Below are 20,119 nucleotides of genomic sequence, written 5' to 3'. Positions count from 1 at the left end.
AACCTGTCTTCGACCGTGATCGTGATCTCACGCTGCAGCCAACATCATGTTTCCAGAATCATTCCGCCTAAGCCACGGAATCTCGGATTTCCCAACATGGGTGGGAGGTTACGGAGTCACGCTGGCCGAATTTCTCGTGTTGAAAAAAGGATATATGAAAAATCCGTTTATATATTAGGTTCAATGGCTTATGTGACAAGTATGCGGGCGCAGTGCATTGGCAATGTGGGTAACTTATACACCACCTCTATATTCTTCTTGCCGGATGCGCGTGTTCATGGCATTTCCATTCTGACGGCGAAACGCGTCAGGCGTACTTTTGATCGTCAGAATGAGAAAGAGCCTTCGAAAAGGCCACGAGAGGCGGCAGAACATGGATGATCGCAACGCTGGATTTACGCAAGGTGTAGGCTCATCCGATATCGGAGCCTTCGCAGACAATCTGGCCGAGTCACTTGATCGGCAGATGAAAATCGCGTTCGAGCCGGAAGAGCGCAAGTCTTTGAGACGCTTCAGTTCGACTGAAGTCGCGAGTGTGCTCCGCGTCAGCACATCAAACCTGCGCAATCGACATAAGGACGGGAGCTTTCCCGACGTTCACACCGATAATCGCGGCCACAGGTTTTACAGCGCCGAGGAAGTAGACACTCTGCGCGAAATCCTTGGTCGCACCGGAAAGAACGCGGACGCCTATCGTCCCGGACGGCGGGAGGGTGATCACCTTCAGGTGATTTCGGTGGTCAACTTCAAGGGTGGGTCGTCCAAGACGACGGCGACGATTCACCTGGCGCAACGTTATGCTTTGCGAGGCTATCGCGTGCTTGTTCTTGACCTGGACCCTCAGGCCAGCCTGACGACTTTCTTTGGCTTTCGACCTGAACTGGAGTTCGCGGACGGCGGCACCATTTACGACGCTTTGCGGTATGAAGATCAGGTTCCCCTCTCAGAGGTCATTCAAAAGACCTATTTTCACAAGCTCGACATGGTTCCTGCCGGTCTGATGCTTTCCGAGTACGAAACCGAGACCGCAAATGCACTTGCCCGCAGGGCCCAACCGATCTTTGCCGAACGCCTGGCTCTGGCCTTGGAAGAGGTCGATGGCGACTACGATATCGTCCTGATCGACTGCCCCCCTCAATTGGGCTTTTTGACATTGACAGCACTGTCCGCATCGACAGGCCTTCTTGTCACGGTCGTTCCGGGGATGCTCGACATTGCGTCAATGAGCCAATTCCTCAAGCTGGCGTCCGAGACAGTAAAAGCTGTCGAAGAGGCCATCGACAGGCGCGTCACATGGGACTTTGTCAAGTTCCTGGTCACGCGATACGAGCCGTCCGATGGCCCCCAGACACAGATGGCCGGATACCTGCGGTCCATTTTGGCAGGACAAGTCATGACGGAACCGATGTTGAAATCCACCGCGATCTCCGACGCGGGCATGACACAACAGACCATTTACGAGGTAGATCCGAACCAGCTCATCCGGAAAACGCTTGATCGTGCGCTGACGAGTATAAACAGCGTCGCTGATGAGCTGGAACAAACAATTCAGATGGCATGGGGGCGGCGCTGATGGCTCGCAACATCTTTAACCAGCCGCCGAAAGAGGATTTAGAAGTCACGGCCGCCCCCCCTGCCCCGGCAAAAACTTCCAGACTTCCGGGTTCTGTCGGCGGGTTGCGTGATTCCTTGCGCGAGATCACAGCCAATTCAATTCGCGACATTGATCCTGACCGGATTGACATAGACGGTTTGCGTGACCGTCTTATGCTGGAAGACGGCAGTATAAATGAGCTTGCCGAAAGTATTCGAAAGCATGGTCAGCAAGTGCCGATCATGGTCCGCCCTTCGGACCAGCCAGATCGGTATCGTGTCATTTACGGTCGCCGCCGACTTGCTGCCATCCGAAAGGTTGGCGGGACAGTCAAAGCGATTGTGCGAACGTTGGACGACGACGCGTCCCTGATCGCGCAAGGCCAGGAGAACAATCTTAGACTGGACCCGTCTTTCATCGAGAAGGCATTGTTTATCAGAGAGATGCAGGAAGCAGGATACAAGCCCGGTGTCATTCAGGATGCCTTGGGCCTTAGCCGCCAAGGCGTCTCGAACCATCGCGTGGTGATCGAGCAATTGCCAGACGAACTTATCCGCCTCATTGGGCCGGCACATGGCATCGGTCGGCGCCAATGGGGGGATCTGGCCGCGCTGTCCAAGAAAGCTCCCTTGTTGGATATCGCAAGAGAGACACTCTCTTTGGTAAAAAACGATACGCCAAGCCCCGAGAAGTTTCAGGCCGTCTTCGATTCGGCCTCTCGCAAGGCACGTGGTGTCGCAAAACGAAACACCCCAAGTCAGTCCAGTGTGGTCAGAGATGCAAGCGGCGCGCGGCTTGCCATGCTTGCCAGCGATGGTCGATCCGTCGCCATCAAGATCACGCGGAAGGATAACCCGAAATTTGGTCAATGGGTCGAAGAGAACGCCGAAGCAGTGCTTCGCCAGCTTTTCGACCAATGGCGGAATGAGAGAGGCTCGGGGGGCTGACCCCCGGCTACAACCAGAAACACGAGCAGAGGAGAGAGACGAAGGCCAAAAAGAAAAGAGCCCTCCAAGGTTTCCCCCGGAGAGCCCTCATCATCAGTTTTGCACCTATGATGTAGCAATCTCCAACAATGCGGTCAAGAGTCACCGATTCGGTGGACAGCTTTTTATTGCCTTTTCTCGCGCTGACCCGCGGGAGGAGATGGGGAAGGTGTGGGTAAACAGCCCTCGTTCAAATGCACATGACATTCACAAAACTGTCCATCAAACACAGCAAGGCTTACCAAGCCATCGACGAAGCAACATCGAAGACTGAGACCGATATCTGGGTCATCTTCAGGGCTCTCAGAGACTCACACAGCCAATTTGGGCTTCGGCCAAATCACATGCACACACTCCAAGCCATGCTCAGTTTTCTAAAGCCGGGGCAGGGTGAAACGGTGTTTGCCTCAAACTTTCAGATTTGCCGCCGTGTCGGAGGTATTGATGAACGGACTCTTCGCAGACACATCGATCGTTTTGTCGAACTCGGCTTCATGACACGCCGTGACAGCCCGAACCGCAAACGCTATCGTGTTCGTTCCTCAGGCGGTCAATCCATCAGCTATGGGCTGTCCCTTTCTCCTTTGATCGGACGTGCGAACGAGCTCATGGAGATGGCTCAGGAAGTGGAGAACAGGCGGCGTGATTGTATCTTTGTTCGCAAACAAATCCTCACTAGACTTGCCCAGATAGAGGAGTTTTGGCCCGAAAGCACATTTCCATCAGAGGTCCGGAAAACCCTCAGAAGGAAGCTGTCACTGGCTGAGTATCACGCGCTGCATGCCAAGGCACAGGCTGAATGTGATCTGATGTCCACCGCGGTGGACGTGCCCGAAACAACCCATTTGTCCGCCAATGACGGACAAATTGCCCGGCATCATTCTAAGTCAATAAAAGAAGATATAGATTTAGAAAGATCGCAAAAGCCCGAGGTCAGGACTTTAACTTCAATATGCGATCAGGCAACAGCGCTCGCTCCGAAAACACTTAGAACTTGGGAAGATGTGGAACATCATGCCAAAACTTTGGCGCCTATGATGGGCATACACGCCTCGACTTTCGAAAAGGCCAAGAAAGCCATCGGAAATCGAGAAGCTTCCAGTGCTGTTTTCCTCATGCTCAAATTTGGCAATCGCATTCGAAATTTCGGTGCTTATTTCCACAGCATAACGCTGGGCAGACGCGTACATCAGTTCGATCCATCTCGTTTGCTCGAAAGATTGGCAAACTCCGAAGGCGTACCCACATGATGTCCACCGCGGTGGACATCATGCCAGTCTCTTCTCCGTCACGCTGCAGGATCTCACCCATGGCGACGGATAAGTCGCAATCCGACGCTGTGAATGTTGCTGTCCAGGGACGAAAATGGATCGAGGTGTCCTTCGATCTGACCTATGGCTACCACGGACAACTACAATTCTCCGGTGATATTGCATCGATAACCGGTGGGAAGGGCAAGGCCCAAGCCGAACTGTGTTCAGGTATCAATTGCTGGAAGAGGAATACGCTGGCCAGATTCGACACCAGCGTGGGATCGCGGGGCAGGGGGGTGATCTGCCAGACCACAAAAAAGACGGCGGGCATGGTCCGTCGTAAAGGTAAACGAAGTCAGCGCAGGCAGGCAAAGTTTCAATGTGAACTGGCTGAGCGATGAAACGATATACCCGGTGCGAACGGCTGAATATCCGGGCAGGATAATCAAATATATCGGCAGCGTAACAATCAGGATCTATGTCAAGGTATGACTCCTGAATCTGGCTGGTAGCCGATCACAACTGCGCCCAGAACCATATCTGCAACCCTGCTGCGGATGCGTTTTTGTCCGTCATCGGTAAAGAGATTATTCCCGAACGAGGTTGAGAATGTCGCGCGGTTGGAAACATAATAAAAGCTGGCGGAGCTGGTCATCCAGTGTAGCTCAAGCGGTTCAGCATCGTTGCGAAACACGCCGATTGCCTTGCCGCGTTCACAAACTGACGCCAGTTTGTCGATGATCGACTTGTTAAGTTTGGGAATGATCCCGGATTTGCGGACATATTCGGCATTATGGATGTTTTCGATCATGACCAGCCGGACAAACTGGGGATTGCCGACGTGGGAATCAAAGGTGGCCTCGGTCAGCCGGCGCAAGGCCGCTACCGGCTCAAGGTCGGTGACATCAAGCTGCTGCTCTGCCTCACGTAGGGAAGAATAGACCCGTTCCAGCACATGGGTATAAAGACCCTCCTTGTCGCCGAAGTAATAATAAATCATCCGCTTGGAGGTTGATGTCTTGCTCGCGATCTCGTTGATATTGCCGCCCGACAGGCCGTATCTGGCAAACTCTTCGGTAGCGATCGTCAGAATGTTCTCTTTTACCGCTTCTGGGTCTTTCTTCCATGACGTCTTGCGCTTTTGAGTGGCACAGTTACCAATTTTATCCATCGATTCCGCCCTTCCTCAGCTGATTCATATGCTGAATAGCACGAATTGAACCCTGCGGTACATTTGGTTTGACTAATTAACCCCTGGGTACATATAAACGCCGCAGCAGGTGATGGGAGCACAGAATCACCCGCCGAAGAAATCAAAAGGAGGACAGGGATGTCTAAGGCATTAATTGGCGCATTCGTCGCACTTGGACTGGGAGCGACCGTCGCGAGCGCCCAGCAATTTCCGGAAAAAGAAATTCAGGGTATCATCCAATGGGGTGCTGGCGGGTCAACCGACGCCGTCATGCGCGCCGTCACCCCCCACGCCGAAGAGGTGTTGGGCGGCACGGTGGTCATGCAGAATATGACGGGTGCGGTGGGGGCCATTGCACTTAACCATGTGGCAAACTCCGACGCTGACGGGTACACTTTGCTGATGGGCGCGGAAAACCCCCAGCTTTACAAAGTGATGGGGCTTGGCGACAAAGATTATTCAGAGTTTACGCCGATCAACATTCTGGCACGTGGTACACCGATGCTCGTGGCCGGCAAGGATGCACCTTATGACGACTACGCCGGGATGATGGCGTATATTGCCGAGAATCCTGGCGAATTGAGAATGGGCGCCACAGGCCCTGGCGGCCTGCCTTCGGTTATCACAGCCATGATCAACTCTGTTGAGGGCGAGATCGATGTGATCAACGTTCCTTATGATGGCGATGGTCCGGCGTTGACCGCTCTTCAGAGTGGCGCGATTGATGTGTATCCAACGGGTGTGGGTGCCGCGATCGAATACATCCGTGCAGGCAAGATGAAGCCGATCGCGATTTTTGATACCGTGAAAAACACCACGCTCCCTGATGTGGCGCTGATCACCGAAATTGACGAAGCTTACGCCGCGTACCTGCCATGGGGTCCGTTCTTTGGTGTATTCGCTCCAAACGGCACGCCTGACGATGTTGTTGAAAAGCTGAGCGTTGCTTACGCGGAGGCCGCAGCGCACCCTGATTTTGTAAACCTGATGGAAGGTCGCGGATTCACCATGATGGGGATCAGCGGCGCTGAAGCGACCGAGTTCGTTACAAAATGGCAGCGGGTCACCTCATGGCTTTTGCAAGACGCGGGGCTGACCAAAGTATCGCCCGAGGAATTCGGAATCGCACGTCCGTAATCCCCTGACACCTGTTGTCAGGAGGCAGGCCAGTTGGCCTGCCGGTAAAACCGGCGCCGCCCGCGCCCTACAAGGCTTGGGCGGCACTGTGCATTTCGAAAGGGACGCGCACAACTTTCAGGGAGAAGACCTTTATGGATCCGGAATTCAGAGGCGACAGCGACCACCATGACGGAACATCCGACGCGATACCCGGCGGATACCCCAAACAACGCAGGCCCGGAGAATTAGTCTTTGCCCTGTTTCTCACAGCCGCCAGTCTGGGCCTGCTTTATAACGCTTATGGCATCGCGGGGTTTGAATCTCTGTCTTCCGCCGGTTCGGTACCAATGGCTGTCACCCTTGCGATGAGCATTTCGGCCATTGTGATCGTGATCCGCACCGCGCGCCGGCCAATGGTAAAAACCGAGACACTCTCCAAGGATATCCTGCCTGGCACCGCCCTTTTCTTTATCGCGCTACTGGTGGTTTTCAGCGTGCTGCTCAAACCTCTGGGTTTTGTTCCTACCGCGGCGTTGTTTCTCATTGTTTCGATCAAGCTGCTCGCCCGTAAGAGCTGGATTTATACGCTCTCCATATCACTGGGTTCTCTCTTTGTAATCTGGGTCACCTTTCGCGTGGTGTTCACTGTGTTGCTGCCGACAGGCATCTTGCCCGAAGCCGAATTCCTTCAGTTCTTTCGTAATCTGACCGTAGGGGGGCCGTCCTGATGGACACCATGATGGCAATTCTTACAATTTTCACCCACCCCGAACTGCTGTTGCTTGTTGGTGTCGGCACATTTGCCGGTATCTATATCGGGGCGATCCCTGGCTTGTCGGTCACGATGGCCGTTTCCATCCTGATTTCCTTTACATTTTCATGGGACGTATATCCGGCAATCTCGATCATGGTTGGCATTTATATGGGTGGCGTTTTCGGCGGGTCGCGCACAGCGATTCTGCTCAACATTCCGGGCGCGCCTTCGTCCATTGCCACAGCCATGGACGGCTATCCCATGGCGCAGCGCGGTGAGGCAGGAGAAGCCATCGGTGTCACCACCGTGATCTCGTTCTTTGGCGGGTTGATTGGTATTCTTGTTTTGGCGCTTGCCGCTCCTTTTGTGGCTGATTTCGCTCTTACATTCCAACCGCGCGATTACATGCTGCTTGCCGTTCTGGGCATATTACTGGTTGGCTCTCTGTCGACCGGATCACTGGTCAAAGGTATCTTTGCCGGTGCTTTCGGGCTGGCCATCGGGGCGGTGGGGCGCGACCCGCTGACATTCACCGAACGTTTCACCTTTGATCTGCAGATCATGGAGGGTGGAATTTCATTTGTTGCTGTAATGATCGGTATGTTTGGCGTTTCCGAAGCCTTGCTGCAGCTACAGAATATCGACAAGAAATCAGTACGTCAGAAGGTCGACAAGATTATTCCGTCTTTCAGCATAGTCAAAAAATACCTGCCCTTGTCGCTGCAAACCTCGACCATTGGCGTGGTCATTGGGGCGTTGCCCGGCACCGGTGGCGATATCGCGGCCCTTATGGCCTATGACCATGCCAAACGCGTGACAAAGAACCCCGAAGTGCCATTTGGTGAGGGCGCAATGGAAGGGCTGGTGGCCCCCGAATCCGCCAATAACGCGGCCGTCGGCGGCGCATTCATTCCCATGATGACGCTGGGTATTCCGGGCGACGCGGTGACGGCGATCCTGCTGGGTGCGCTGTTTGTTCACGGCCTGAATCCCGGCCCGATGCTTATGATCGATCAGCCTGACATGTTCTGGTTCATCGTCGGCGCCTTGTTCACCGCCAATATTTTCATGCTGGTTTTTGGCCTCACGGGGATCAAGGTCTTTACCAAGATTGTCGAGATGCCTCGCAGCATAATCATTCCGCTGATCCTGCTGCTGTCGATCGTGGGGGCCTATGCGGTCAACAACTCGATCACCGATATTTATTGGATGCTCATCTTTGGTGTTTTTGGATATTTCATGCGCCATTATGGCTATCCGCTTGGCCCGGTGATCCTGGGCGTGATCCTGTCGCGGCTGTTGGATGACAACTGGCGCCGTGCCATCATTTCCGAGCGTGAGGATCTGGGCCGCTTTTTCGAGGGTATCCTGACCAGCCCGCTGTCATTTGTTCTGTTCGTAGCGGTAATCATGATCTTTGTCAGTCAGACACCCTTGTGGACCGCTGTTAAAAAACGGCTGTTCAAACAGGTTGGTCATGACCAAAACGTTTAGCAAGACCGTAAAACTCGGCCTGATCGGGGATAACATCACCCGGTCACAGTCGCCCAGGCTGCATTGCGCTGCCGGGGCCCTGGCGGGATTGAACGTGAGCTATGACAGGTTGATCCCCAAGGATATGGGGCTGTCGTTTGATGAGGTGTTCGATTACGCAAGGACGAGCGGCTTTCGCGGCATCAACGTGACCTATCCATATAAGGAAACGGCCGCGAAACGCGTGACAGTGTCTGATCCGCTGACGCGTGCTATTGGTGCCGTCAATACCGTGATATTTGGTTCTGCAGTCGCGGAAGGATTCAACACGGATTACACGGGCTTCATGAGTGCCTATCGCAGGATTCGCGGCACACAAAACCCCGGCACAGTGTGCCTGATCGGTACAGGCGGCGTGGGAAAGGCGGTTGCCTTTGGCCTGATCGCGCTGAACGCGCGTACGATCCGCTGTGTCGATCTGGTCGCGCCAAAAGCGCGGGCACTGGCGGATGCGCTGACCGCCCTTGGATCAGACACACGTATCGAAACATATGACGATGCAGAAACCGCTGCAAAGGGTGCTGACGGTATCATCAACTGCACACCTTTGGGCATGGTCGGCATTGGCGGAACGCCCCTCGCCCCCGCAGCCCTGCAGGGCGCAACATGGGCTCTGGATGCGGTCTACACCCCCGTGCAGACCGAATTTTTGCAAGCCGCAGACCAACAGGGCCTGACGGTGATCTCAGGCTATGAGTTGTTCTTTGGCCAGGGTGTGGATGCATGGAACATTTTTACCGGTGCGAAATTGGACCACGAAGCCCTACGCGCCGCTATTCAAGGAGAATACCTGTGAAGACATCCATAGCTACCGTCTCGATCGCGGGCAACCTGCGCGAAAAACTGGAAGCCATCGCAGCCGCCGGTTTTGACGGGATCGAGATTTTTGAACAGGATTTCATCGCCCATGATGGCAACCCCCGCGAAGTCGGGGATATGATCCGTGGGATGGGTCTGGAGGTTATGCTTTTTCAACCTTTCAGGGATTTTGAAGGGTTGCCCGAGCCTTTGCGCACGAAAGCGTTTGACCGGGCAGAACACAAGTTTGACCTGATGCAAGAGTTGGGCACGGATATGATGCTTGTCTGCTCCTCTTGTCATCCCGCAGCCCTTGGCGGGATTGACCGCGCGGCGGCAGATTTTCACGAACTGGGGGCCCGTGCGGCAAAACGTGGTATTCGCGTGGGGTTTGAGGCACTGGCGTGGGGGAAACATGTCAACGATCACCGTGACGCATGGGAAATTGTGCGCCGTGCGGATCACGCCAATATCGGAATAATGCTGGACAGTTTTCACACGTTGGCACGTAATATCGACCCCGATACAATCAGACGCATTCCCGGCGACAAGATTTTCTTTGTCCAGCTTGCCGATGCTCCGGCAATCGATATGGATCTGCTGTACTGGTCACGCCACTTTCGCAACATGCCCGGAGATGGTGATCTGGATATCACCGCATTCATGCGAGCGGTGATGGCGACCGGATATAAAGGCCCGATATCGCTGGAAATATTCAATGACCAGTTCCGCAGTGGATGCGCTCGGAATATTGCAAAAGACGGATATCGCTCTTTGATATCGCTGATGGATGATGTGCGCGTCGCAGAGCCGTCGCTCGAAATAGATCTGCCCCCTATGCCAGCACGGGCGAAAACCGAAGGCTTATCCTTTATCGAATTTGCCAGCAGGGGCAGCGAGGCACAAACACTGGAAACCCTGTTGCGCACCCTTGGCTTTCAGCATTCGGCAAACCATGTCAGCAAAAACCTGTCGTTGTGGACACAGAACAACATCCGAATCCTTCTGAACAAGGAAAGCGAAGGATATGCCGGCAACGCCTACACCACACATGGCACCACTGTTTGCGATATTGGCATCGCGGTTAATGACGCGGCGAATACGGTCTTGCGCGCACAACAGTTGGGCGCTGATTTATTCAGTCAACCGGTGGACGCCGGACAGCTTGATATTCCCGCTATTCGGGGGCAAAGCGGAAGCGTTCTGCATTTCATAGATCAGACCAGCGGTATGGCCGAGGTTTGGGATGTCGAATTCACGCCGGTCGAGGCAGACAGCGGACACGCAGGCCTGACCGAAGTTGACCACATCGCCCAGACCATGAGCTATGATGAAATGCTAAGTTGGTCGCTTTTCTATACAACGCTGTTTGACATGACCAAATCGCCGATGGTCGATGTGGTGGACCCTGACGGCCTGGTGCGCAGTCAGGCACTGTCGACACCCGGTGGTGCCCTGCGTGTTACGCTGAACGGGGCCGAAACGCACCGCACCATGGCGGGTAGCTTTCTGGCGGACAGCTTTCATGCGTCTGTCCAGCATATTGCGCTGGCAACCGATGACATATTCGAAACAGCCAAGGCGCTGTCTTCGCGTGGCTTCGAAGCCTTGCCGATCTCATCCAACTATTACGCCGATCTTGCGGCCCGGTTTGATTTTGATCCCGCAGTTCTGGCGCAACTTGAGAGATACAGCATCCTGTATGACGAGGATGCAAACGGCGCCTTTTATCAGCTTTACTCGAAACCCTTTGCCGGCGGGATGTTTTTTGAGATTGTTCAGAGGGAGCCGGGCTATGATGGATACGGTGGCCCGAACGCACCATTCCGTATCGCAGCCCAAAAGCGCCTGATGCGTCCCAAGGGGATACCCAGAACGTAATTGCAAGCGGTGAATTGGATCGTTAGCCGCCGCCCTTGCTGCTTTGTGGCGCTGCTAAAGGTCGGCCAGGATATTCCGGAAAGGAGAGGGTAGGGGCCGCAAAAGCCCACCTGACAGGCGAACCGATCATGGGCATCCTTTACAATAAGACTGATTGTTTGATGGGCAATCTGAGCGATAGGATTGACATCTATACATCAGAAATGATCTATGTGTGAGTTATAGAGGGGATGCCTATAACTCATGGCTTGGAACTGGACACTGCCCGATTGGCCGGATTTCCGGTATGACGCCACCGTTCTGGAAACGTTCGAGCGGAAATTTCTGCTGTCGTCGGGTGAGATCGTCGGTGCCGTGCATCATGTCAGCCAGCCCGAGCGCGAACAACTGCGCATCGAACTTCTCAGCGAAGAAGCGATGCAAACCAGTGCAATCGAGGGCGAAATCCTTGACCGGCTCAGCGTCCAGTCATCTTTGCGCCGCCAAATGGGGCTGGACCCTGACAGCTATCCCGCCAAACCGCGTGAGCAGGGCGTGGCGGAAATGATGGTTGATCTTTATTCGGGCTTTGCTGCCCCGCTCAATCACGAAACACTGTTTCGCTGGCACCGCATGCTCCTGTCCCATGATCGCAGTCTCGAAACCATCGGCGCGTACCGACAGCACCCTGAGGCCATGCAAATCGTCTCGGGCCGCCTTGACCGACTCACGATCCATTTTGAAGCGCCTCCTTCAGTTCAGGTCGCGCCGGAGATGGAGCGTTTCGTTGAATGGTTCAACCAGACCGGACCTGGTGGCGCAAGGCCCCTCTCAGCCCTGACGCGTGCGGGGCTTGGTCACCTGTACTTTGAAAGTATCCATCCGTTCGAGGATGGAAATGGCCGGTTGGGCCGCGCCGTCGCTGAAAAATCCTTGGCGCAGAACATTGGCCAGCCGAGCCTCATCGCGCTTGCCTTCACCATCGAAAAAGAACGCAAGACTTATTACGATCAGCTCGAGTACCATCAGAAAACGCTGGACGTGACAGAGTGGCTCGTGTGGTTCGCGGAGATTGTTCTGAAAGCTCAGCAGGTCACACTTGACCGGGTCGGGTTCTTCATCAGCAAGGCGCATTTTTACGACCGGCACCGCGATCAGTTGAACGAGCGTCAAGGCAAGGTTATCGCGCGGATGTTTCGGGAAGGTCCAGCCGGGTTCAAAGGCGGGCTCAGCGCCGAAAATTACCTCAAGATCACCGGCACCTCGCGCGCAACCGCAACCCGGGATCTGCAAGACCTGGTCGAGAAGGGTGGGTTAAAACGGACCGGTGAACGGCGGCACACGCGATACTGGTTAATTTTCGACCGATAGGTAGAAAAAACAAAAATAGAACAATGAATTATAAAAATATCTATAATGTGAATTATGTAATATATCTACGCACTACGCCTCAAACCCGACCGGTTCCAGGATCCAAGTTTTGACGAGGATCTTGCGAGCATGGAAAATGTACGAGCAATAAGAACCCGGTGTGTCGGCGATGCGATACTCTCCGCAACGACGGTCTGCACTCCCCAATCCGGTTTCAAATGGTGCCCAACGCACCCTTGACTTGGGCGTTTTGACAGTGCTGTTGGCGCCAAACACTCGGTGAGGCAGTTGGTCAGCGCCGCGATTGCCCGGCTATCATCAAGCCCTATCCTGCTCTGATCTTCGGAGTTTAATCACAAGGCGCCACGCCCGACGTAGTGCCGTGAAGGCAGCCCCGATTGTGATCACCCACAAGGCCATGCGCAACACCTGCCCCGTGCCGTTCCACCAAGGTTCGGCCAGGCTGACGATTGTGGCCAGTGTCACCAATGCCATCCGGTGGGGTTTGGCCATTGGCCCGGCAAAGTCGGCACCGACGCCAACGTTGACGCCCAATTCCCGGACATAGGCCGTCAGAAAGGCAAAACCCGTCGCGGCCCAACCAAGCGCGGGACTGCCGATGCAAAGTGCAACGCCCATCAGGATCAGCATGTCCGAGATCCGGTCTGGAAATTCGTTCCAGAACCCCCCATCGGGCGATGCGCGACCGGCCTCAATGGCAACCATGCCATCAAACAGGTTGCACAGCAGCCGAAGCTGCACAAACAGCGCCGCCGCCACGAACAAAAGCGCTCGCAGACCACCGCCTGCGCCACCGGCGGCCCAGAAACAGACTGCGGCAATCAGCGCCGCGACCATTCCGATCATTGAAATCTGGTTCGGGGTGATGCGGGTTCCGGCCAGCCAGCGCGATATCCTGACGGCCCAGCCTGTCTGGCGGCTGGCAAGGGGGCGACGGTTTTTCACCTCGGCCATCATGATCTCCAAAGTGACAGGCTGTAGAGGAAGGCATAGCCGGTCGAGACCATCAGCGGAACAGCAATTGTCGCTGCAATCTCGGGCGTATTGGCAAGACCATGCAGCACAACCAGCAACACGAGCGACACCGAGCCCGCCACCAATGACGGTACGATCAGCGCGGATAGTCCGGCAAGCCGGGCCGCGACTGTCTCAATCATCCGTTTCAGAAACAGCGTGATAACAGCCGAAATCGTCCCTTGCAGCACCCCGGCGACCACCGGTTCGGGCATCGGATGGGCGCGGTTGGCAAAGACCGCCCAGCCACCCATCGCAAGAAACGCCCCTGCCATATGGATCGGCGCCCGTCGGGTAAACGCGGCGCTCAACTCACGCTCCAGAAGTAGCGGCTGAGGTGGAAGAAAACCGGCGCCGCAAAGATCACCGAGTCGAGCCGGTCGATAAATCCGCCGTGGCCCGCGATGCTGTGCCCCCAATCCTTGACGCCACGGTCACGCTTGATCGCAGACATGACCAGACCACCCAGAAAACCCATGATGGTAATAACAAACCCCATCAGACCCGCCTCGACCGGCGAAAATGGTGTCATCCACCACAGGCTTGCCCCGATCAGCGTTGCTGTCAGGCTGCCGCCGACAAAGCCTTCGATGGTTTTTGAGGGTGACAGGCTGGGCGCGATCTTGTGACGCCCGATCAGTTTGCCCCAGACATATTGAAACACGTCGCTCAACTGCACGACGATCACCAGAAACGCGATCAGCAGCACGCCTCGGCCCCTATATTCGGGAATGTCGAGGTTAAGCAGCGCCGGCACATGCGACACGCAATAGACACAGATCATCAGCGCCCACTGCATTTCGGCCACGCGGATCAGGAAATTGCGCGCCTCACCCGAAAGAACCGAGACGATGGGCAGCAGCAAAAACACCCAGACCGGAATGAAAATCGTGAACAGCCCATACCACGAGGTCCAGACCAGATAATATTGCACCGGCAGGACGATGAAAAAAACGGCCGCCAGCGTGTTGTGATCGGCGCGCGATGCGTTGGTCAGCGTCATGAACTCACGCAAGGCCGCAAATGAGCAGAGCGCGAACAGGATCATCACCCCGGCGCGCCCGGCCAGAAATGCCAGCGAAATGGCAATGGCCATCACCCACCATGCCCGGATCCGGGCATTGAGGTTCTCGATCCCGTCGTTCTGTCCGTTGGGTGACAGGCGCCGTTGCAATATAAATCCGATCACGCTGGCCACGACCAATACGCCGCCGATGCCCGCAATCACTGTCATAAGGTCGGAATGGACGGTGTTCATGGGGTGACCTTTGCGGCAGGGCTCAGGGACAGCAGGGCGTCGCGCGATCTTTGCAAAAACTCAGCCTTGGTTTCGTTCTCGGTCAGGTGCAAGGCCGCACCAAAATTCACGTTGCACATCAGAGGCACCGGAATGAACGCCCCTTTCGGTAAAACCCGGTTCAGATTTTCAATCCAGACGGGCACCAGATCAATATCGGGCCGGGTGCGCGCCAGATGAAAAAGGCCGCTCTTGAATGGCAAAAGCACCTCATCCGTCTGGTTGCGCGTGCCTTCGGGAAACAGGATCAGGGATGCGCCATCGTCCAGCGCCCCGGCCATCTGCGCGATCGGATCATTCGTGCGTTCAGCGGCGTTGCGGGTAATCAGCACCGCATTGAAAACGTCCGAGCCGATAAAGCGGCGCAACCGGCCCTGCTCCCAATACTCCGCTCCGGCAACGGGGCGCACCTGTCGGCGCAACCGGGGTGGCAAGGCAGACCAGATCAGAATGAAATCGCCGTGGCTGGCGTGGTTGGCAAAATATACACGCTGACGTTGACGTGTCGGGTCGATCCCTGTCCAGACCGCCTGAACCGCCGTGATTGCGCGCGCGAAAAACGCGATCGCACCACCGACGATTTCTGCTCTCCATCCATTTGTCCGCACGTCTTCACCACCTTCACCACCTCGTCACCGATCGTTCGGCCATTCCTAAAGAAGCGAAATCGCCAGCGCAAACCGGTACGCCAGATTGGGGTACAAGAGTGGCCCGCACAATCGCGCGCGATGCGCCATTTCTTTCGGCTGCATCATCATGCAACCGCAGACAACCGCAATCGCCAAAGAGGCCGGGCACACACCCGCCATGGATAGAAAAGGGCCGACACATGAATCTGTGTCGGCCCCCGGATTTGTAGGATCGCAGGGAGTCAGTGCTGGTGCTCTGGTAGGCTTTTCAACTCATCCTTGGTCATCGCAGTTGTCGCGTGAACCTTGCCGTTTTCATCGCGCATGAAGTTCAGGCTTGAGACATTGAGCGCCACAGGTTTTGCGCCAAGGCCCAAAAATCCGCCGACATCAATGATAGCCTGTGCATTCGGACCCGTCCCGTGAAAATGCGACACGTCCCCGATATGATTGTCATTCGGGCCGTAAACATTTGCGCCTTCGGCGATTGCGGATGTCAGTTCGTCGGCGCGCAGGGGGGTATGTTTGGAATGGTCCATGATAGCCTCACTTTGGTTAATGTTTCCTCTTGCAGGCTCAACCCTTCTCAAAGGTGTGCGGTTCCGGCCGCTAAGAACGGCTGGCGGAAAGTCGCGCGTTGGTGGGAGCGAGAGTTCAGTTGGACTGCCGCGGCATTTGCTCTGCTACAAGCCTTCAGGAGCCGTCAAACAGACCGACCCTGTCGCCGTCCGGGTCCGTAAACCGGCATGGCGCAGGGTATCGAGGCCGTCAATTTTCACCGGTTTCGTCAGGTTCCATTCATGGCAGGACGGCATCGGCGTCCTTCCTGTTCAGGGCTCATCCGATCAGATTTATATTCTGACGTTTCAGCCCGAGTTGCACAGCTGGGTCCGCTTCCAGCCACGTCATGTGCTGTTTCAGTGCCGGATAAGCGGCCCTGTTTGCGCTCGCACTCAAACCTCGATCTTTTCGATATCTTTCAGGACCGCATGTACGGCGAGGCCCGTTTTGGTCAGCCCGTAGGTCACCTTGGGCGGGATCGTGTTTTCCTGTTCGCGCCAGACCAGTCCATCGGCCTCCAACTCGCGCAGGCGCTGGGTCAGGACCTTGGGCGAAATCCCCGTGATCGTCCGGCGCAAGACGCCAAAACGGCAGGCGTGTTGTTCGCCCAGCACATAGATTACATGGGTTTTCCACTGGCCCCAAAGTTTGCGCAGCAGCGTATCGGCGGCGCAGTAATTGTTGATTTCGGCGCCGACATCAGCTGTCAGGTCAGTTTTCCGGGTGGTTTCCATTTGGTAACGACTTTCGCTTGGTGACTTGGGAACTACATATGTCTGCAATCGTTGATCGCAACATCCGTTTCGGCTGTATTCACACCGGCACGCTGTTCCAAAGGAGAAAGCACCATGTCTCGATCCACATCCCCGGCCATTCCCGGCCTGCACCACGTCACCGCCATTTCCGGCCCGCCCCAGGACAACCTTGATTTCTGGATCGGCACGCTGGGTCAGCGTCTGGTCAAACGCACGGTGAACTTTGACGATCCGGGCACCTATCACCTTTATTATGGCGATGCGGATGCGGCGCCGGGATCAATCATGACCTTCTTTCCTTTTGTTGACGCAGGTCCGGGGCGCGCTGGCGCGGGCATGGCCTCTGCCGTTGCCTATGCCATTCCAGACCTTGATCAGCGTATGGGTGACCTTGCCGAAGCCGCGATTGATTTTGACGGCCCGTTCGAGCGTTTCGGCGAACGCGCCATTGCCCTGAAAGACCCCGATGGTCTGCGGGTGGAGTTGATCGAAGGGGGCGCGCGCGACGAAGGCTTCCATTCGGTGACGCTCTGGCTTGATGAGGTCGAACCCACTGCCAAGGTGCTTGAGGCGATGGGTTTCGCGCGAGAGGCCGAAGAGGCCACCGCAACTGGCGGCACGGGCGGCACAGAGACCCGTGTGCGCTATCGCTCCACTGATCCTGAGCGTGGCTCGGCGGTGGATCTGATGACTTCGGATGCCCGCTCGATCGGGCGGTCGGGTGCGGGTACCATTCACCACGTGGCATTCCGCGCGCGCGATGGCGAAGAGCAGCAGGCGTGGCGCAATCGGCTGTCTGACGTGGGGATGCAGGTCACGCCGGTGATTGACCGACAGTATTTCGACGCAATCTATTTCCAGACCCCCGGCGGCGTGTTGTTCGAAATCGCGACCGATCCGCCGGGTTTTGCCGTGGACGAAGACGCCGCTCATCTGGGCGAGGCGCTGAAACTGCCCGAGAAATACGAAGCGCACCGCGCGCGTATCGAGCAGGTTCTGCCAGCCATCCGGGTGCCGTCATGAGCGGCGCGATAGCGGGGAAAACCCGCGGCACTGGCCCGCATGCGGACCAACGGCTGGTCACAGCCGGGGCGCCGCTGCAACGGGCGCGGCTGGCTGTCGTGATGATCCACGGTCGTGGGGGCGCACCCGAAGATATGGTCGGTCTTGCCGACCACCTCGCCCTGCCGGATCTGGCTGTCCTCGCCCCGACAGCGGCGGGCCGATCCTGGTGGCCCGATTCTTTCCTCGCTCCGCTTGGGGCGAACGAACCGGGGTTGACCAGCGGGCTGAGTGTCGTCTCTTCGCTGCTGGACGATCTGGCTGAACAAGGCTTCGGCCCCGAACGGATCGCCCTTGCGGGATTTTCACAAGGGGCCTGCCTCGCCATTGAGGCGGCCGCGCGCTTTGCCCGTCCGTTCCGCACGGTCGCGGCACTTTCCGGTGGGCTCGTCGGCACCGGGGATGCAGGCGGGCCGCCGCTGGCGGAGCTTTACGATCGCCCGGCCAAGCGGTTCGACTACGAAGGTCGGCTCGACAGCGTGCCGGTTCTTTTGGGCTGTCACGAACAGGATCCGCATATCCCGTTGGCACGGGTGCGTGAAAGCGCCAGGGTTTTGGGCGACATGGGCGCTGAGGTTGATACGATCATCATTCCGGGTGCGGGCCATGGTATTGTCGCCGATGAGGCGTCGTGGCTGCGCAAACATTTGAACGAGATGGGAGGCACCGATGAGCGCTGACTTTGATATCACCCGCGAAGAAACCGACAGCAAGGGCCGCTATGCGACCGTTGTCGATGGCCATGAGGCCGAGATGACCTATTCCCGCGTCGGGGCCAGCATGATCATCATCGACCACACGGGCGTACCGGATGCCCTGCGCGGGCGCGGCGTCGGCCAGGCATTGGTGCGCCGTGGCGTCGAGGATGCCCGCGCCGAGGGCCGCAAGATCGTGCCGCTCTGCCCCTTTGCCAAGGCGCAGATCGCCAGACACCCCGAATGGCAGGATGTCCTGCAGGGCTGACGCCTGCAAAACTGAACGGAAAAGAAGGAGAGATATCATGAGCTGGAGCCCTTGCCCCGATCCCGTGCCGGGGGATGCCAAAAGCGTCGATGCCGTGGAGACCCTGATCGTGCCGCGCGCGGTTGATCTGGGGGAAATGGAGGTGCGCCGCGCGCTGCCCTCCGACAAACGCCAGATGGTGGGACCGTTCATCTTCTTCGACCAGATGGGCCCGGCCGAATTCCTGACCGATCAGGGCATCGACGTGCGCCCGCACCCCCACATCAACCTTGCCACGCTGACCTATCTGTTTGAGGGTCAGATCCACCACCGTGATAGCCTCGGGACCGATATGGCGATCGAACCGGGTGCCGTGAACTGGATGAAGGCGGGCAAGGGCATCGTGCATTCCGAACGCACCGCCCCCGAACGCAAGGCGACGGGCCAACGCCTGTTCGGGCTGCAGACCTGGATGGCCTTGCCCGAGAACGAAGAGGAATCCGATCCTGCCTTCATGCATCACGGCAAGGCAGACTTGCCCGAAGTCGAGGCCGAAGGTCTGACCGCGCGGCTGATCGCCGGTTCCGCCTTTGGCGCCACCTCGCCGCTTAAGACGGCATCCGACACGCTTTATGCCGATGTAACGCTGGCCCCCGGTGCCAAGGCCCCTATCGCGGCCAATACCGAAGAACGCGCGCTCTATACCATCCGGGGCAAGATCGAAATCGCCGGAAGCACCTTTGAGCCCGGACAATTGCTTGTCCTGCGCCCGGGCGACGAGATCACAGTCACCGGCGTGTCTGACGGCACCGGCGATCACGCGCGCTTCATGCTGTTTGGCGGCGCGCCGATGGATGGCCCACGCTATATCTGGTGGAATTTCGTGTCGTCGCGGCGCGAACGCATCGAACAGGCGCGCGAAGAATGGCGGCGCGGGCGGTTCGAAACCGTGCCGGGCGACGAGGAAGACTTCATCCCGGCGCCCGTAGGCCGACCCAAAATCCAACGCGCGCAAGGCGGGGTGCATTACCCCTAAGAACTTAGCCGATCCTTTGCACCGCCGTCGCCATTTTCGCGGCAACGGCGGGCTTAAACGTCCCTGACCGTGCTGATGATGCGCGGCATTGATGAGAGCGGCGCCGCAGGCGTTTTGAGCTTGTAAAAGTCCCGCTCAACCATTTGTCGAACTTTTCGGTCAGGCCCCGTCATGGGGTGCGGGTGCGGGCGATCCAAAAAATTCCATCAAGAACAGGGTGATACCTTTCATGTTGTCTACCATGGAAGTGCACCAAAAAATCCTGTTCGACGGCACCTGCAAATGTTCGGAAAAATCTCTGATGCACCGCGGGGGCCGATCGGCAAGGCATAAATCCGCTGA

At 56.7% G+C, this 20,119-nt stretch carries 21 protein-coding genes; 14 read left to right on the top strand and 7 right to left on the bottom strand.

All coding sequences use genetic code 11. From position 1 onward, the window contains the following. Window positions 1-373 precede the first annotated feature (373 nt). The 4 genes from repA to C8265_RS11780 all read left to right on the top strand — a co-directional run bounded on the left by repA (window position 374) and on the right by C8265_RS11780 (window position 4,234). Window positions 374-1,573 (top strand): plasmid partitioning protein RepA, encoded by a 1,200-nt coding sequence (repA, locus tag C8265_RS11795; RefSeq protein ID WP_108484227.1) that lies wholly within the window; start codon window positions 374-376, stop codon window positions 1,571-1,573. After that, entirely contained in the window at window positions 1,573-2,541 is a 969-nt protein-coding gene (gene repB / locus C8265_RS11790; protein ID WP_240611057.1) for a plasmid partitioning protein RepB, read from the top strand. The genes repA and repB overlap by 1 nt, the downstream gene beginning before the upstream one ends. A 233-nt stretch (window positions 2,542-2,774) precedes the next feature. Further along, the gene (repC, locus tag C8265_RS11785) at window positions 2,775-3,830 is read left to right on the top strand and encodes a plasmid replication protein RepC (RefSeq protein WP_240611056.1); all 1,056 of its coding nucleotides are present in this window, start codon (window positions 2,775-2,777) and stop codon (window positions 3,828-3,830) included. A gap of 59 nt (window positions 3,831-3,889) precedes the next feature. Next, a complete protein-coding gene (locus C8265_RS11780) occupies window positions 3,890-4,234 on the top strand; it encodes a hypothetical protein (RefSeq protein WP_126623170.1) in 345 nt (114 codons plus the stop codon). An 80-nt stretch (window positions 4,235-4,314) separates the two neighbouring features. On the opposite strand, the gene C8265_RS11775 is transcribed toward C8265_RS11780, so the two are convergent. Further along, complete coding sequence (locus C8265_RS11775; RefSeq protein WP_108484223.1) at window positions 4,315-5,004, bottom strand: TetR/AcrR family transcriptional regulator; 690 nt, start codon at window positions 5,002-5,004, stop codon at window positions 4,315-4,317. 291 nt (window positions 5,005-5,295) lie between these two features. Here C8265_RS11775 and C8265_RS11770 point away from each other — a divergent pair, with 291 nt between their 5' ends. The 6 genes from C8265_RS11770 to C8265_RS11745 all read left to right on the top strand — a co-directional run bounded on the left by C8265_RS11770 (window position 5,296) and on the right by C8265_RS11745 (window position 12,460). After that, the gene (locus C8265_RS11770) at window positions 5,296-6,162 is read left to right on the top strand and encodes a tripartite tricarboxylate transporter substrate binding protein (protein ID WP_240611055.1); all 867 of its coding nucleotides are present in this window, start codon (window positions 5,296-5,298) and stop codon (window positions 6,160-6,162) included. A 134-nt stretch (window positions 6,163-6,296) separates the two neighbouring features. Beyond that, window positions 6,297-6,872 carry a tripartite tricarboxylate transporter TctB family protein gene (locus C8265_RS11765; RefSeq protein WP_108484221.1) on the top strand — a complete coding sequence of 192 codons (576 nt, stop codon included), beginning with the start codon at window positions 6,297-6,299 and terminating at the stop codon, window positions 6,870-6,872. Further along, window positions 6,872-8,392, top strand: coding sequence for a tripartite tricarboxylate transporter permease (locus tag C8265_RS11760; protein ID WP_108484220.1), 1,521 nt, complete (start codon window positions 6,872-6,874; stop codon window positions 8,390-8,392). Before C8265_RS11765 ends, C8265_RS11760 begins: the two co-directional genes overlap by 1 nt. Then, window positions 8,376-9,227 (top strand): shikimate dehydrogenase family protein, encoded by an 852-nt coding sequence (locus C8265_RS11755; protein WP_108484219.1) that lies wholly within the window; start codon window positions 8,376-8,378, stop codon window positions 9,225-9,227. Before C8265_RS11760 ends, C8265_RS11755 begins: the two co-directional genes overlap by 17 nt. Next, entirely contained in the window at window positions 9,224-11,110 is a 1,887-nt protein-coding gene (locus tag C8265_RS11750; RefSeq protein ID WP_108484218.1) for a bifunctional sugar phosphate isomerase/epimerase/4-hydroxyphenylpyruvate dioxygenase family protein, read from the top strand. The genes C8265_RS11755 and C8265_RS11750 overlap by 4 nt, the downstream gene beginning before the upstream one ends. Before the next feature lie 243 nt (window positions 11,111-11,353). Continuing rightward, window positions 11,354-12,460, top strand: a complete 1,107-nt coding sequence (locus tag C8265_RS11745) for a Fic family protein (RefSeq protein WP_108484217.1) — start codon at window positions 11,354-11,356, stop codon at window positions 12,458-12,460. Between the two features lie 318 nt (window positions 12,461-12,778). Here the strand turns inward: C8265_RS11745 and C8265_RS11740 are convergent, their stop codons facing one another. The 6 genes from C8265_RS11740 to C8265_RS11715 form a co-directional block, all read right to left on the bottom strand. Next, entirely contained in the window at window positions 12,779-13,435 is a 657-nt protein-coding gene (locus tag C8265_RS11740; RefSeq protein ID WP_108484352.1) for a CDP-alcohol phosphatidyltransferase family protein, read from the bottom strand. Then, window positions 13,435-13,806: a hypothetical protein gene (locus C8265_RS11735; RefSeq protein ID WP_206050334.1), complete on the bottom strand. Its 372-nt coding sequence runs from the start codon at window positions 13,804-13,806 to the stop codon at window positions 13,435-13,437. Before C8265_RS11735 ends, C8265_RS11740 begins: the two co-directional genes overlap by 1 nt. After that, window positions 13,803-14,753 carry a phosphatidate cytidylyltransferase gene (locus C8265_RS11730; RefSeq protein WP_108484215.1) on the bottom strand — a complete coding sequence of 317 codons (951 nt, stop codon included), beginning with the start codon at window positions 14,751-14,753 and terminating at the stop codon, window positions 13,803-13,805. Before C8265_RS11730 ends, C8265_RS11735 begins: the two co-directional genes overlap by 4 nt. Then, the gene (locus C8265_RS11725) at window positions 14,750-15,400 is read right to left on the bottom strand and encodes a lysophospholipid acyltransferase family protein (protein ID WP_108484214.1); all 651 of its coding nucleotides are present in this window, start codon (window positions 15,398-15,400) and stop codon (window positions 14,750-14,752) included. The genes C8265_RS11730 and C8265_RS11725 overlap by 4 nt, the downstream gene beginning before the upstream one ends. A 263-nt stretch (window positions 15,401-15,663) precedes the next feature. Beyond that, a complete protein-coding gene (locus tag C8265_RS11720) occupies window positions 15,664-15,960 on the bottom strand; it encodes a photosystem reaction center subunit H (protein ID WP_108484213.1) in 297 nt (98 codons plus the stop codon). A 414-nt stretch (window positions 15,961-16,374) separates the two neighbouring features. Next, the gene (locus C8265_RS11715) at window positions 16,375-16,716 is read right to left on the bottom strand and encodes a winged helix-turn-helix transcriptional regulator (protein ID WP_108484212.1); all 342 of its coding nucleotides are present in this window, start codon (window positions 16,714-16,716) and stop codon (window positions 16,375-16,377) included. Window positions 16,717-16,830: 114 nt separating this feature from the next. On the opposite strand from C8265_RS11715, the gene C8265_RS11710 reads away from it, so the two are divergent. The 4 genes from C8265_RS11710 to C8265_RS11695 are packed head-to-tail and all read left to right on the top strand — an operon-like array spanning window position 16,831 to window position 19,777. Then, window positions 16,831-17,760 carry a ring-cleaving dioxygenase gene (locus tag C8265_RS11710; RefSeq protein WP_108484211.1) on the top strand — a complete coding sequence of 310 codons (930 nt, stop codon included), beginning with the start codon at window positions 16,831-16,833 and terminating at the stop codon, window positions 17,758-17,760. Continuing rightward, the gene (locus C8265_RS11705) at window positions 17,757-18,479 is read left to right on the top strand and encodes an alpha/beta hydrolase (RefSeq protein WP_108484210.1); all 723 of its coding nucleotides are present in this window, start codon (window positions 17,757-17,759) and stop codon (window positions 18,477-18,479) included. The genes C8265_RS11710 and C8265_RS11705 overlap by 4 nt, the downstream gene beginning before the upstream one ends. Beyond that, the gene (locus tag C8265_RS11700; protein WP_108484209.1) at window positions 18,469-18,762 is read left to right on the top strand and encodes a GNAT family N-acetyltransferase; all 294 of its coding nucleotides are present in this window, start codon (window positions 18,469-18,471) and stop codon (window positions 18,760-18,762) included. Before C8265_RS11705 ends, C8265_RS11700 begins: the two co-directional genes overlap by 11 nt. Window positions 18,763-18,799: 37 nt before the next feature. Continuing rightward, window positions 18,800-19,777 carry a pirin family protein gene (locus C8265_RS11695; protein ID WP_108484208.1) on the top strand — a complete coding sequence of 326 codons (978 nt, stop codon included), beginning with the start codon at window positions 18,800-18,802 and terminating at the stop codon, window positions 19,775-19,777. Window positions 19,778-20,119 lie beyond the last annotated feature (342 nt).

It is taken from the genome of Oceaniglobus ichthyenteri, from assembly GCF_003057885.1.
In the GTDB taxonomy this organism is placed as follows: Bacteria; Pseudomonadota; Alphaproteobacteria; order Rhodobacterales; family Rhodobacteraceae; genus Oceaniglobus; species Oceaniglobus ichthyenteri.
This window is presented reverse-complemented; position numbering and strand designations above follow the sequence as displayed.